General features: G+C 74.5%; 10 protein-coding genes. 6 read left to right on the top strand and 4 right to left on the bottom strand.

Features of this window, described 5'->3' with window-relative positions:
• Window positions 1-18 precede the first annotated feature (18 nt).
• The gene (gene smc, locus H291_RS0120400; RefSeq protein ID WP_020016877.1) at window positions 19-3,852 is read left to right on the top strand and encodes a chromosome segregation protein SMC; all 3,834 of its coding nucleotides are present in this window, start codon (window positions 19-21) and stop codon (window positions 3,850-3,852) included.
• Window positions 3,853-4,022: 170 nt separating this feature from the next.
• On the top strand, window positions 4,023-4,589 hold the full coding sequence (locus H291_RS0120395; RefSeq protein ID WP_020016876.1) for a hypothetical protein: 567 nt from the start codon (window positions 4,023-4,025) through the stop codon (window positions 4,587-4,589).
• A 28-nt stretch (window positions 4,590-4,617) separates the two neighbouring features.
• Here H291_RS0120395 and H291_RS0120390 read toward each other — a convergent pair whose 3' ends face one another.
• From H291_RS0120390 to H291_RS0120375, 4 genes are read right to left on the bottom strand one after another with little or no spacing between them, the layout of a single operon-like run.
• The gene (locus H291_RS0120390) at window positions 4,618-5,427 is read right to left on the bottom strand and encodes an ABC transporter ATP-binding protein (RefSeq protein WP_020016875.1); all 810 of its coding nucleotides are present in this window, start codon (window positions 5,425-5,427) and stop codon (window positions 4,618-4,620) included.
• Window positions 5,427-6,497 (bottom strand): FecCD family ABC transporter permease, encoded by a 1,071-nt coding sequence (locus tag H291_RS0120385; RefSeq protein WP_020016874.1) that lies wholly within the window; start codon window positions 6,495-6,497, stop codon window positions 5,427-5,429. Before H291_RS0120385 ends, H291_RS0120390 begins: the two co-directional genes overlap by 1 nt.
• On the bottom strand, window positions 6,494-7,513 hold the full coding sequence (locus H291_RS0120380; RefSeq protein WP_020016873.1) for a FecCD family ABC transporter permease: 1,020 nt from the start codon (window positions 7,511-7,513) through the stop codon (window positions 6,494-6,496). Before H291_RS0120380 ends, H291_RS0120385 begins: the two co-directional genes overlap by 4 nt.
• On the bottom strand, window positions 7,510-8,556 hold the full coding sequence (locus H291_RS0120375) for an ABC transporter substrate-binding protein (protein ID WP_020016872.1): 1,047 nt from the start codon (window positions 8,554-8,556) through the stop codon (window positions 7,510-7,512). The genes H291_RS0120380 and H291_RS0120375 overlap by 4 nt, the downstream gene beginning before the upstream one ends.
• A 190-nt stretch (window positions 8,557-8,746) precedes the next feature.
• Here H291_RS0120375 and ftsY point away from each other — a divergent pair, with 190 nt between their 5' ends.
• The 4 genes from ftsY to H291_RS0120355 all read left to right on the top strand — a co-directional run bounded on the left by ftsY (window position 8,747) and on the right by H291_RS0120355 (window position 13,728).
• Complete coding sequence (gene ftsY / locus H291_RS0120370; protein ID WP_020016871.1) at window positions 8,747-9,931, top strand: signal recognition particle-docking protein FtsY; 1,185 nt, start codon at window positions 8,747-8,749, stop codon at window positions 9,929-9,931.
• A gap of 289 nt (window positions 9,932-10,220) precedes the next feature.
• Window positions 10,221-11,519 (top strand): ammonium transporter, encoded by a 1,299-nt coding sequence (locus H291_RS0120365; protein ID WP_020016870.1) that lies wholly within the window; start codon window positions 10,221-10,223, stop codon window positions 11,517-11,519.
• Between the two features lie 42 nt (window positions 11,520-11,561).
• Window positions 11,562-11,900 (top strand): P-II family nitrogen regulator, encoded by a 339-nt coding sequence (locus H291_RS0120360; protein WP_020016869.1) that lies wholly within the window; start codon window positions 11,562-11,564, stop codon window positions 11,898-11,900.
• Window positions 11,901-11,922: 22 nt separating this feature from the next.
• A complete protein-coding gene (locus H291_RS0120355) occupies window positions 11,923-13,728 on the top strand; it encodes an HD domain-containing protein (RefSeq protein WP_026365953.1) in 1,806 nt (601 codons plus the stop codon).
• The last annotated feature ends 1 nt before the right edge of the window (window position 13,729 follow it).

Raw genomic sequence — 13,729 nt, 5'->3', positions numbered from 1 at the left:
CACCGTTAGGCTCACCGAGTGCACCTCAAGACGCTCACGCTCCGGGGCTTCAAGTCCTTCGCGTCGGCGACCACCCTCGAGCTCGAGCCCGGCATCACCTGCGTGGTGGGCCCGAACGGCTCCGGCAAGTCCAACGTGGTCGACGCGCTGTCCTGGGTCATGGGCGAGCAGGGCGCCAAGTCGCTGCGCGGCGGCAAGATGGACGACGTCATCTTCGCCGGCACGTCCGGCCGCGCGCCCCTGGGCCGCGCCGAGGTGGCGCTCACGATCGACAACACCGACGGCGCACTGCCGATCGACTACACCGAGGTCACGATCTCCCGCACGCTGTTCCGCAGCGGCGGTTCCGAGTACGCGATCAACGGCAACAGCTGCCGCCTGCTGGACATCCAGGAGCTCCTGAGCGACTCCGGCATCGGCCGCGAGATGCACGTCGTGGTGGGGCAGGGCCAGCTCGACGCCGTGCTGCGCGCGACGCCGGAGGAGCGGCGCGGCTTCATCGAGGAGGCCGCGGGCGTCCTCAAGCACCGCAAGCGCAAGGAGAAGGCGCTCCGCAAGCTCGACGCGATGCAGGGCAACCTGGCCCGCCTCGGCGACCTGACCGCGGAGCTGCGCCGCCAGCTCGGCCCGCTCGGCCGGCAGGCCGAGGCGGCCCGCAAGGCGCAGACGGTGCAGCGCGACCTGCGCGACGCGAAGTCCCGCCTGCTCGCCGACGACCTGGCCCAGCTCACCGCGCAGCTCGAGCAGGAGAGCGCGGACGAGCGCTCGCTCAAGCAGCGGCAGGCAGAGACCGAGGAGGCCCTGACCGAGGCGCGCGGCCTGCTGGCCCGCCTCGAGGCGGCGACGTCGGCGGAGTCGCAGCAGGTCAGCCAGGCCGGCGACACCGTCTTCGCGCTGTCGCAGACCCGGGAGCGGCTGCGCAGCCTCCAGTCCCTGGCGGGGGAGCGAGCCCGCCTGCTCGGCACCGCGGAGCCCGCCCATCAGGGCCAGGACCCCGACGACCTGGAGGCGCAGGCCGCCCGCTCGCGTGCGAGCGAGGAGGAGCTGGCCACCGAGGTAGCCATCGCGCGCGAGACCGTCGAGTCCGCCGTCGACGTGCGGGCCGAGGCCGAGGCGGCCGCCCAGGCCGCCGAGCGGTCGCACGCCGCGCTGCTGCGCGCCGCGGCCGACCGGCGCGAGGGGTTGGCTCGCCTCGCGGGCCAGGTCGCCGCCCGCCGCAGCCGCGTCGAGGCCGCGCAGTCCGAGCTGGACCGCCTGCGCGACGCGCTCCTGGAGGCCGAGCAGCGCGTCGAGGAGTCCTCGCGCGACCTGTCTGCGCTGGAGACCGAGGTCGGCGGCGTCGAGGGCGGCGAGGAGGGGCTCGACGTGGCCCACGAGGCGGCGTCCGAGGTGCTGGAGCTCGCCAAGGCCGAGGTGCGGCACCTGCAGGAGCAGGTGACCACGGCGCAGCGCGACCGCAGCGCCGCGGCCGCGAAGGTCGAGGCGCTGGAGCTGAGCCTGGACCGCAAGGACGGCGCCGGCACCCTGCTGGCCGCCGACCAGGCGGGCGTCCTGGGCTCGGTGGCCGCGCTGCTCGGCATCGAGGCGGGCTTCGAGGACGCGGTCGCCGCCGCGCTCGGCCCCGTGGCCGACGCCGTGGCCGTGGCCGGCGTCGACGAGGCCGTGGACGCGCTGCGCCTGCTGCGCGACGAGGACGCCGGGCGGGCCAGCCTGGTCGTGGGCTCGGAGCGGACGGCGTCCACCGCCACCCGCCCGCAGGTCGACCTGCCCGCCGGGGCCCGCTGGGCCACGGACGTGGTCCAGGTGGCCGGCCCGGCGTCGGCGGCCCTGCTGACGATCCTGCACGACGTCGTGGTCGTGGACGACCTGGCCCGCGCCCGCGCGCTGGTGCGCGACCAGCCCGTCGTGGCCGTGACCCGCGCCGGTGACCTGCTGGGTGCCACCCGGGCCTGGGGCGGCTCGGCCGCCGCGCCCAGCGTGCTGCACCTGCAGTCGGCGCTGGACGAGGCCAAGGCCGCGCGCGACGAGGCGGCCGCCCGCGAGACGGACGGCACGGCCCACCTGGAGCGCGCCCGGACCGAGCGCGCCGCCGCCCAGGAACGCTACGACGACACGCTCGCCCGCCTGGGGGAGGCCGACGCCGCCCGCGCCGCCGCCGCCGAGCAGCTCGGCTCGCTGGGCGCCGCCGCGCGCGCCGCCCGCGCCGAGGCCGACCGGCACCGGGCCGCGCTGGACCAGGCGCAGTCCCGTCGCGCCGAGGACGAGATGGAGCTCGAGGCGCTCGTCGAGCGCATGACGATCGCCGAGGAAGAGCCCAGCGACGACGAGGGCTCGGCCGACGAGCTGCAGGCGGAGCGGGACGAGGCCACCGCTGCCGCCTCTGCCGCGCGTGCCCGCGAGACCGAGGCCCGGCTGGCGCTGCGCACCGCCGAGGAGCGCGCGCGGGCCGTGTCCGGCCGTGCCCAGGCCCTGGCGGCCGCCGCCGAGCAGGAGCGCGAGGCCCGCGCCCGCGCCGCGGAGCGCGAGGAGCTGCGCCAGAAGGACGCGGCGCGCGCCGTGCTGGTGCAGCAGGCCGTCGCGGTGGCGCTGGAGTCCATCGCGCGCTCGCTGGACCGGGCCGCCGCGGAGAAGGCAGCTGCCGAGGAGGCACGCGCCGCCGGGTCCGAGCAGCTCGTGGCCGTGCGGGGCAGCGTGGAGTCGCTGACCGCCGAGCTGCGCGAGCTGACCGACGTCGCGCACCGTGACGAGGTGGCCCGCGCGCAGCAGCTCCTGCGCCTGGAGCAGCTCCAGACCCGCGCGAGCGAGGAGCTGGGCACCGACCCCGAGGTGCTGGTCGAGGAGTTCGGCCCGCACCAGCCCGTCCCGGTCTACGAGGGCGACGTGGCGGTGCGCGGTCGCAAGCGACGCGCGGTGGTCGAGCGCGACGAGGAGGGCAACCCGATCCGGTACGAGGGCGACCCCACGCTGCCCCGGGGCGCCGCGGCCCGCGAGGACGCCCTGATCGCCCGCACCCGCGCCCTGCACGAGGCCGGGATCCGGCCCGACGACCCCGCGGCCACCGCGGTGATCGTCGCTGCGGCCGGCGCCGAGCCCCAGGAGGCCGCGGCCGAGGACGAGGCGGCCGAGGCCCCCGTCGAGGACGTCCCGGGCCCGCCGAAGCCCGACCGCATGGTTCCGTACGTGCGCGAGGAGCAGGAGGCCCGCCTGGCCAAGGCCGAGCGTGCGCTGTCGCGCATCGGCGCCGTGAACCCGCTCGCGCTGGAGGAGTTCGCGGCGCTGGAGGAGCGACACCAGTTCCTGGTGGACCAGCTCGCCGACCTGAAGAAGTCGCGCGAGGACCTGCTCCAGATCGTCGACGACATCGACGAGCGCGTGCAGCAGGTGTTCGCCGAGGCGTTCCAGGACACGGCGGCCAAGTTCCTCGAGATCTTCCCGCGGCTCTTCCCGGGCGGCGAGGGCAAGCTCACGCTCACCGATCCCGGCAACCTGCTCACGACCGGCATCGAGGTCGAGGCCCGGCCCGCGGGCAAGAAGGTCAAGCGGCTCTCGCTGCTCTCCGGCGGCGAGCGCTCGCTCGCGGCCGTCGCGTTCCTCGTGTCGATCTTCAAGGCGCGGCCCAGCCCGTTCTACATCATGGACGAGGTCGAGGCGGCGCTCGACGACGTGAACCTCGGCCGCCTCATCGAGATCTTCAAGGAGCTGCAGAAGGACAGCCAGCTCATCGTGATCACCCACCAGAAGCGCACCATGGAGGTGGCCGACGCCCTCTACGGCGTCACCATGCGGGGCGACGGCGTCACGACGCTGATCAGCCAGCGGATGGGCGACCGCGAGGCCGTGCCCGCCTCGTAGCCGGCACCGCTGCATAGCGGTCACCGCCCTCATAGAGGGTGATTTTTCGCACGTCGCCGCCGGGAACGCCCAGGTCTGCGGTATTTCGCCTGGTGAAAGACTCGTCCGCTCGCGGCGTGTCGCACGCTTCTGCGCGGCGGGACGGGACAGGACACGACACAATAGGGCCCATGTGGTGGTCGGTCATTCTGCTCGTGGTGTGCCTGGTGCTGGCCGTTGGGGTCTTCGTCGTCGCCAGTCAGATGGACGCGCCCTCGAGCAGCTCCACCGAGGAGTTCTCGTTCCTCCAGTGGTTCCGGTCCGGACTGGCCCGCCTGCGCGGCGACGACCAGCGGCGCCGGGACGGCCGGCGGCACGGCGCGTCCGCCGTCGCCACCCACGCCGTCGGGGCCCCGTCCGTCTGGGTCGGCAAGCCGCGCGTCGTCCGGCCGGACACCTCGCCCGTCGACATGGGCATGTCCGAGTTCTTCGCCGCAACGATCGAGTCCAAGCCGGGCTACGTCGACGCCGAGGAGCTGACCGACGTCCTGGGCCGGGCGCGCGACCAGGCGCAGAAGACGCTGCACGTGCCGCTGGGCACCGTGCCGCTCAAGCCGGCCAACTTCGTGCCCGGCCAGCTCCGCGCGGTCCGCCCGGTGCGGTCGGTGGAGAAGGCCACGCCGCAGAACCTGCCGCAGCAGAAGGTCACGCAGGAGCCGCCGTCGGCGGACGCGGGGCCGGCCCAGGCCGCGAGCTAGCCGGCCACCGGGCCCGGGACCACGGCCCTCAGTCCTGCACGGTGCGGTGGGGCACGATCACGGGCGTACCCGTGCGCGGGTCCGTCAGGACCGACGCCTCGACCGAGAACACCTCGTGCAGCAGCTCGGGCGTCACGACGTCGCCGGGCGCCCCCTCCGCGACGATCACGCCGTCGCGCATCGCCACGATGTGGTGCGCATACCGGCACGCGAGGTTGAGGTCGTGCAGCACCATGACCACCGTCCGGCCGTGGTCCCGGTTGAGCGTGGCGACCAGCTCCAGGACGTCGAGCTGGTGGGCCATGTCGAGGTACGTGGTGGGCTCGTCCAGCAGGAGCAGGTCGGTCTCCTGGGCCACGGCCATCGCGATCCAGGCGCGCTGCCGCTGCCCGCCGGACAGCTCGTCGACGTCGCGCGCCGCGAGCTCCGCGGTGCCGGTGGCGCGCAGCGCCTCCTCGACGGCCTCGGTGTCGCCGTCGCCCCACTGGTGCCACCAGCTCTGGTGCGGGTGGCGGCCGCGGGACACGAGGTCCCGCACGGTGATCCCCTCGGGCGGCACGGGGGACTGGGGCAGCATGCCCAGGACGCGCGCCACCTCGCGGGTGGGCTGCTCCGCGATCGCCCGGCCGTCCAGCAGCACCGTGCCGCCCGCAGGAGGCATCAGGCGGGCGAGGCCGCGCAGCAGGGTGGACTTGCCGCACGCGTTGGGCCCCACGATGACGGTGACCTGCTGGTCGGGGACGTCGAGCGACAGCTCGCGTACGACGGTCCGGTCGCCGTAGCCCAGCGTGACGGCGTCCGCCCGCAGGCGGGCCGCGGACGTGGCGGTGGTGGACATCAGGGGGTCCCTCTCGTCGAGCGGCGGCGCTGGAGCAGGTAGAGCAGGTAGGGCGCGCCGACCAGGCCGGTCAGGACGCCGACGGGGAGCTGGACGGGCAGCGCCGTGCGCGCCACGATGTCCGCGACCAGCACGAGCAGCGCGCCGGCGGCCCCCGCCAGGACGGGCGGGATGTCGGGGACGCCGGCGACCCGGCGGGCCACCTGCCCGGCCACCAGGGCGACGAACGCGACGGGTCCGGCGGCCGACGTGGCGAGCGCCGCGAGGCACACCGCGATCACCAGCAGGACGCCGCGGGCACGGCCCGGGCGCACGCCCCAGCCGGCCACGACCTCGTCCTCGAACAGCAGGGCCCGGTTGGTGCGGGCCAGCACGAGCGCCGCGGGCAGCAGCACGGCCAGGCCCACCAGGACGGGCGTCGCCTCGACCCAGCCGCGCGCGTTGAGGCTGCCGGTGAGCCAGGCCGCCGAGCGCTGCGCGTCGTAGACGTCGATGCGCGTCAGCAGGAACTGCGTCAGGGCCGTCAGCGCGGCGGACAGGGCGATGCCGACCAGGAGGATGCGGCGGCCTCGCAGGGCGCCGTCGCGGCCGAGCAGCGCGATCAGGCCCGCCGCGGCGAGGCCACCCGCGAGGGCGGCGACCGGGATCGGCACGATGCCCACGGGGCCGCCCAGGGAGCCGACGGCGATGACGGCCACGACCGCGACCGACGCGCCCGCGCTGATGCCCAGGACGTCGGGGCTGGCCAGCGGGTTGCGCAGGACGCTCTGGCTCAGCCCTCCGGCCACGCCGAACGCGGTGCCGACGGCGAGGGCGAGGACCACGCGGGGGAGCCGGACCTCGTGCACGGCGTAGACCGTGTTCTCCGGCCCGAGGCCGCGCAGCGCCTGCCAGAGGGCGGCGGGTGCCGTGGCCTGGTCGCCCAGGCTCAGGGCCAGCGCGGACACGAGCGCCACGAGCACCAGGGCCCCGAGCACGGCGGCGACCACCCGCGGGCGCGGGCGGGGGCGGGGGAGCAGCCGGCGCGCGGCGCCGCTCCGGGTGCGGGTGCGGGTGCCGGTGGCGGTCATCGGGCCCGCTCCTTCGCGCGTCGGGTCAGCCAGATGAAGAAGGGCGTGCCGAGCAGCGCCGTGACCACACCGACCTGGACCTCTGCCGGGCGGGCGACGAGCCGCCCGACGACGTCGGCGGTGACCAGCAGCAGGGGTCCCAGCACCGCCGAGAGCGCGAGCACGCGCCGCACGTCGGTGCCGACCAGGGCCCTGGCGGCGTGCGGGATGACCAGGCCCACGAAGGCGATCGGTCCGGCCAGCGCCACCGCCGTGCCCGACAGCAGCACCACGGCAACGCCCGCCAGCAGGCGGGTGCGGACGACGGGGACGCCGAGCGCCGCGGCGGTGTCGTCGCCGAGGGCGAGCGCGTTGAGCGACCCGGAGACGACCACCGCCAGGACCGCCCCGACCACGGCGGGCACGAGGGCCGGCAGCAGGACGGCGGGGTCCGGCAGGTTCAGCGCGCCCACGACCCAGAACCGGTACTGGTCCATGGTCGAGGCGCTGAGCAGCACCGTCGCCGAGACGGCGGCGCCGAGGAAGGCCGTCATGGCCATCCCGGCCAGCGTCATGTTCACGGGCGTGAGGCCCTCGGGCGACCGGCTCGCGAACAGGTACACGGCGGCGGTCGCCAGTGCCGCGCCCGCCAGGGCGAGCAGCACGCGGGGCGTGCCCGCGCCGAGGCCGAGGAACACGCTGCCCGCGACCACCGCGACGGCGCCGCCGGCGGAGATCCCGAGCAGCCCCGGGTCGGCCAGGGGGTTGCGGGTGACCGCCTGCGCGAGCACCCCGGCCACGCCGAGGGCGACGCCCACGAGCAGGCCGAGCAGGGTCCGGGGCAGCCGCAGCTCCCAGATGACGGTCGCGGCCACGCCGTCGTGGCCCAGCAGCCCCGCGACGGTCTCGGCCGGCGACAGGACGCGGGCGCCGACCGTGATGCCGGCCAGCGCCGCGACGACGAGCAGCACGAGCGCGGTCAGCAGGACCGCGGTGCCCGCGGTCCTGCTGACCGCCGTGGTCCGGGACGTGCTCACCGCTGGTCGGCGGCGATGGTCTCCAGGTCGTCGAGCACGAGCCCGGCCCCGGTCACGCCCAGACCCAGGTACCACGTGTCGTCGGCCACCTCGCGGACGACGCCGCCGTTCGCGACCGCGGGGACCTGGTCCCACAGCGGGCCGTCGACGACGGCGGCCTGCTCCGTGGCGTCGGGCTCGCCGTAGGTGCCCCAGAGCAGCCAGTCGCCCTCGGCCAGCGTGATCTCCTCCGCGGAGATCTCGACGGCGAGGTCGGCGATGTCCTCGGTCTCGGGCCGGGGCAGCCCGGCGTCGGCCAGGATGATGCCGACGAACGAGTCGTTGGCGTACAGGCGGATCTGCCCGGCCATGAACCGCAGCATGGAGACGGTCGGGGCCTCGCCGTTGTTCGCCTCCACGACCTCGGCGCCGACCTCGCCGGCCCGCTCCTCGTAGGCGTCCAGCAGCTCCTGGGCGCGCTCCTCCTCGCCCACGGCCGCGGCGTTGAGCAGGAAGTTCTCCTTCCACAGCACGCCGGGGCGCGGCGCCAGGACGGTCGGCGCGATGTCCTGCAGCTTGGCCTTGAGGCCGTCGTCGTCGATCCGCAGCGACGTGCCGAGGATCAGGTCGGGCTCGAGGTTCTTGATCTGCTCGAGGTCCAGGGCGTCGTAGGCGCCCAGGTCGACGGCGTCGCCGACGTCCAGGTAGTCAGGCGCCATCTCGGCGTCCGCCGGGTGCGCGATGCCGATCGGCTCGATGCCCAGGGAGACCATGTTGTCGAGCTCGCCGGTGTCGAGCACGATCACGCGCTCCGGCTTGGCGGGGATCTCGGTCTCGCCCACCTCCTCGTTGGCCACGAGGTTGCGCACGGTGCGCGGGAACTCGCCCGGCGCCGCGTCGGTGCCGAGCTGGGCCGCGAGCTCGCGGACGTCGTCGAACCCCTCCTGGCCGGTGGCGACGTTGGACTTGTTGTCGCCGGTGCCGGCGTCGGCGGTGCCGCCGCAGCCGGTGAGCAGGGCGGCGCCCACCACGAGGGCGAGGGAGGCGAAAACTGCGCGGGGCATGGTTGTTCCTCAGGTTCTTGGAAGGATGCTGCACGGCCGCGGGTCTGAGGCGGCGCGGTCGTCGCGCTCGGGCTCTCTCGGCGAGGTCACCATACACGCGGAGATTAGGGGACCCTAACTCCGTCCGGTGACGCAGCCGACACCGGGCCGGCTCCCACGGCGGCCCCCGCGAGATGAAAGAATCTGGGGCGTGAACGAGCTTCCCTGGATCGAGATCATCTCCGCCGTCGTCGTCCTCGCGGGCGGTGGCGGCCTCGCCGGCGTCCTCGTGGCCCGCCGGCGGAGGCGCACCGAGGACCAGGGCGACGCCTCGTCGACGGCCGGGACGACGACGGCGCCGTCCGCCACGGCAGAGCCGGACACGGCCGAGCCCGCCACGGCCGAGCCGGCCACCGCAGAGCCCGCGGCGCCTGCCGCGCCCGTGCTGGAGCGGCCCGCCCCCACGGCCGGTCGCCTGGTGCGCCTGCGCGACCGCCTGGCCCGGTCGGGCTCGCCGCTGGGCGCCCGCCTGCTGTCCGTCCTCTCGCGGGACTCCCTCACGGAGGACGACTGGGACGAGATCGAGGAGGAGCTCCTCCTGGCCGACGTCGGCGCCGGCCCCACCACGGAGCTGCTCGACGCCCTGCGCACCAAGGTCCGCGTGCTGGGCGTGCGCGAGCCCGCCGCCGTGCGCGACCTGCTGCGCGCCGAGCTCGTGACGCTGCTGCAGCCGGAGCTGGACCGCACCCTGCACACCGACCCGCGCACCGCCGAGGACGGCACGCACCTGCCCGCGGTCACCCTCGTGGTGGGCGTGAACGGCACGGGCAAGACGACGACGGTCGGCAAGCTGGCCCGCGTGCTGGTGGCCGACGGCCGCAGCGTGGTGCTCGGGGCCGCCGACACCTTCCGCGCGGCGGCGGCGGACCAGCTCACCACCTGGGGCAACCGCGTGGGCGTCGAGACGGTGCGCTCGGACCGCGAGGGCGCGGACCCGGCGTCGGTCGCGTTCGAGGCGGTCGCGCGCGGGCGCGACGAGAAGACGGACGTCGTGCTCGTGGACACCGCGGGCCGCCTGCAGAACAAGGCGGGCCTGATGGACGAGCTCGGCAAGATCGTGCGCGTCTCCAGCAAGGTCGCCGCGCCCAGCGAGGTCCTGCTGGTGCTGGACGCGACCACCGGCCAGAACGGGCTCTCGCAGGCCCGGGTCTTCGCAGAGGTCGCCGGCGTGACCGGCATCGTGCTGACCAAGCTCGACGGGACCGCCAAGGGCGGCATCGTCGTGCAGGTGCAGCGGGAGCTCGGCGTGCCGGTCAAGCTCATCGGCCTCGGCGAGGGTCCGGACGACCTGGCGCCGTTCGACGTCGAGGAGTTCGTGGACGGCATCCTGGGCTGACCTCCGGTCAGGAATGCCTTTTCTAATGGCACGCCAATGGTCGGCGTCCACCATGTGAGAAGTACATGTAAGCGTCACGTTACGAGCGCATGGCAGGCAAATAACCGGCCGATCACGGTTGGGTCGGAAAATTCGCCCAACCGGGACTCGAAATAAGACGTTTACATGCTCCCCGGCTGCGTCACGCATCCGTAACCTCGATGCGGGCCCCGCGTAACGGCTGCCCGCGACGGTAGTCGCGGTGGGCCGAGTCACCAGGACCGGTCCGGGGAGAGAGGCATTTTCCGCGATGGAATTCGAGCTCGATACGGGCAACACCGCCTGGCTGATCACCGCCTCCTCGCTCGTGCTGCTGATGACGCCGGGTCTGGCGTTCTTCTACGGCGGCATGGTGCGGGGCAAGAGTGTCCTCAACATGATGATGATGAGCTTCGCCTCGATGGGCGTCGCCGGTCTCATCTGGGTCGTCTACGGCTACGGCCTGGCCTTCGGCCCCGACATCGCCGGCTTCATCGGCAACCCGGCCGGCCTGATCGGCCTCACGATCGACAACGCCGCCAGCCCGACGACGGCCATGGGCATCCCCGGCCTCGTCTTCGCCGGCTTCCAGGCCACGTTCGCCATCATCACGGTGGCCCTCATCTCCGGTGCGATCGCCGACCGCGTCAAGTTCGGCACCTGGATCGTCTTCAGCGCCATCTGGGTCACCGTCGTCTACGCCCCGCTGGCCCACTGGGTCTGGGGAGGCGGCATGTTCGGCGCCGACGGGTGGCTCGCCTCGGCCCTCTCGCTGCCCATCGACTTCGCCGGTGGCACCGTGGTCCACATCAACGCGGGTGCCGCGGCCCTGGCCCTGGCCCTCGTGATCGGCAAGCGCAAGGGCTTCGGCACCGAGGCCATGCGTCCCCACAACCTGCCGTTCGTCATGCTGGGCGCCGCTCTCCTGTGGTTCGGCTGGTTCGGCTTCAACGCGGGCTCCGAGCTCGCCGCCGACGGCACCGCCGGCCGCGCCTGGGTCAACACGCTGGTCGCCACCGGCGTCGCGATGCTCGCCTGGATGGTCACCGAGAAGTTCCGTGACGGCGCCGCCACCTCGCTGGGTGCCGCCTCCGGTGTCGTGGCCGGTCTGGTCGCCATCACCCCGGCCGCCGGCACGGTGGACTCGTGGGGCGCCATCGTCATCGGCCTCGTCGCCGGTGTCCTGTGCTCGCTCGCGGTGGGCCTCAAGTACAAGTTCGGCTACGACGACTCGCTCGACGTCGTCGGCGTGCACCTGGTCGGTGGCCTCGTCGGCACCATCCTGATCGGCTTCTTCGCCACGAACGGCCGCTACGACTCCTTCTACTTCGAGGGCTCGCTCAACGGCCTCTTCTACGGTGGCGGCGTCACGCAGCTGCTCACCCAGATCGTCGCCGCGCTGGTCGCCGTCGTCTACAGCTTCGTGCTCACCTACATCATCGGCCTGGCGCTCAAGGCCACCCTGGGCTGGCGCGTCTCCGAGGAGGCCGAGGTCAGCGGCATCGACCTCGCGGTCCACGGCGAGACGGCGTACGAGAACTCCGGCTCCACCATCACCGAGGTGCGCTGACCGTACTACGGTCCAGCTACCCGACTGCTTAGGAGGCAGCGCATGAAGCTTGTCACGGGTGTCATCCAGCCCCACCGCCTCGACGACGTGAAGACGGCGTTGGAAGGTGCCGGGGTGCGCGGTATGACCGTGAGCGAGGCCAGCGGCTACGGCCGACAGAAGGGCCACACCGAGGTCTACCGCGGTGCGGAGTACACCGTGGACCTGGTCCCGAAGGTCCGCGTCGAGGTGCTCGTCTCGGACGAGGACGTCGCCGCGGTGACCGAGGCGATCGTGGGCGCGGCCCAGACCGGCAAGATCGGCGACGGCAAGGTGTGGGTCGTCCCGGTCGAGGACGTGGCCCGCGTGCGTACCGGCGAGCACGGCGACGCCGCGCTCTGATCCCGGGGGCTCTCGACGACGCATGACAACTGACCCGGTGCCCGAGGGCACCCGGGAGCAGGCGGAGGCCCCGCACCCCCCGGCCGGGGTGCGGGGCCTCCGCGACGAGCTCCTCAAGATCGCCACCGACCTCACGGGACCCGGCCGTTCGGGCCTCGCCCGGCGGTCCGCCGTCGGGCAGCGGGTGACCGAACGCCTCGGCGACCTGTTCGCGGAGGCGACCAGGGACGTCGACCCGTCGGGCATCGCCCTGGCGGCCGTCGGCAGCCTGGGCCGCGGGGAGCTCGGCCCGCTCAGCGACCTCGACCTCGTGCTCGTGCACGACGGGCGCACCCACGGCGCCGACGAGCTGCGGCAGGTGGCCGAACGCCTCTGGTACCCGCTGTGGGACTCGGGCGTGGACCTCGACCACGCCGTGCGGTCCCTGAGCCAGTCCCGCCAGGTCGCGGCCAGCGACCTCCCGGCCGTGATCGGCTGGCTCAGCGTGCGGGCCGTGGCCGGCGACGCCGTCGTCGTGCACCGCGCGGCCTCGGCCGTGCTGACCGACTGGCGCGCGGCCGCGCGGCGCCGCCTGCCCGAGCTCATCACCTCCACCCGCGACCGCGCGCAGCGCGCGGGGGAGCTGGCCTACCTCATCGAGCCGGACCTCAAGGAGGCCCGCGGCGGCATGCGCGACGCGATCCTGCTCTCCGCGCTGGCCGCCACCTGGCTCACCGACCGCCCGCACGGCGCGGTCGACGCCGCCTACACGCACCTCCTCGACGTGCGCGACACCCTGCAGGTGGTCACCCGGCGCCGCACCAGCCGTCTGCTGCTGGCCGATCTCGAGGACGTCGCCGAGCGCACCGGGTACGACGACGGCGACGAGCTCCTGGCCGGACTCGCCGAGTCGGGCCGCGTGATCTCCTACGCGCTGGACACCACGATCCGGCACGCCCGGCAGGCCCTGTCGCGTCCCGTGGGCGTGGGCAAGCCGATCATGGTCCGCGGCCGGCGCACGCCGCCCCGCCTGCGCTCCGTCGGCGATGGCCTCGTGGAGCACGACGGCGAGCTCGTGCTCGGCGTCGGCACCCGCCCGGCGTCCGACGCGCTGCTGCCCCTGCGGGCCGCGGCCACCGCGGCCCGGACCGGGCTCGTGCTCTCGCCCGTGACCATCCGCAGCCTGGAGCAGTCCCCGCCCCTGCCCGAGCCGTGGCCGCCCGCCGCGCGCGAGAGCCTGCTCACGCTGCTCTCGGCCGGGCCGGCCCAGGTGCCGGTCTGGGAGGCGCTCGACCTCGCCGGCGTCGTCACCTCGTGGATCCCCGAGTGGGCCGACGTGCGCAACCGGCCCCAGCGTGCCGCCATCCACCGGCACACGGTGGACCGGCACCTCGTCGAGACGGCCGCCGTGGCCTCCCGGCTGCGCCGCCGGCTCCCCGACACCCCGAACGGCGCCGGGCACGGCTCCGGCGACCTGCTGCTGCTCTCCGCCCTGCTGCACGACATCGGCAAGGTGCGCGGCGCCGCCGACCACTCCGTCGAGGGCGCCCGCCTGGTCCCCGGCATCCTGAACCGCGCGGGCTTCGCGCCCGACGTGGTCGAGGACGTCACGCGGCTGGTGCGCCACCACCTCACGCTCGCCGACCTGGCCACCCGGGCCGACCCCGACGACCCGGACACGCTCGCCACGCTGCTGGAGGCCGTGGACCACCGGCGGGACCTGCTCGACGTGCTCCGCTCGCTGACCGAGGCGGACACCACGTCGCTGGGGCCCAAGGCGTGGACGGGCTGGCGCGCGCAGCTCGTGGACGGGCTGACCGAGCGGGCGCGTCTCGCGCTGCGCCGATGAA

Origin of the sequence: Promicromonospora sukumoe 327MFSha3.1 (assembly GCF_000385135.1) — a bacterium.
GTDB lineage: Bacteria > Actinomycetota > Actinomycetes > Actinomycetales > Cellulomonadaceae > Promicromonospora > Promicromonospora sukumoe_B.
The sequence above is the reverse complement of the archived record's forward strand: the minus strand, read 5'-3'. Positions and strand labels throughout refer to the sequence as shown.

Bases quoted from the DNA above. Each gene is read 5' to 3' on its own strand.
- H291_RS0120385 (WP_020016874.1), bottom strand. From the start codon at position 6,497: ATGACCGCCACCGGCACCCGCACCCGCACCCGGAGCGGCGCCGCGCGC.
- H291_RS0120390 (WP_020016875.1), bottom strand. From the start codon at position 5,427: ATGTCCACCACCGCCACGTCCGCGGCCCGCCTGCGGGCGGACGCCGTC.
- H291_RS0120375 (WP_020016872.1), bottom strand. From the start codon at position 8,556: ATGCCCCGCGCAGTTTTCGCCTCCCTCGCCCTCGTGGTGGGCGCCGCC.
- H291_RS0120360 (WP_020016869.1), top strand. From the start codon at position 11,562: ATGAAGCTTGTCACGGGTGTCATCCAGCCCCACCGCCTCGACGACGTG.
- H291_RS0120395 (WP_020016876.1), top strand. From the start codon at position 4,023: ATGTGGTGGTCGGTCATTCTGCTCGTGGTGTGCCTGGTGCTGGCCGTT.
- H291_RS0120365 (WP_020016870.1), top strand. From the start codon at position 10,221: ATGGAATTCGAGCTCGATACGGGCAACACCGCCTGGCTGATCACCGCC.
- H291_RS0120355 (WP_026365953.1), top strand. From the start codon at position 11,923: ATGACAACTGACCCGGTGCCCGAGGGCACCCGGGAGCAGGCGGAGGCC.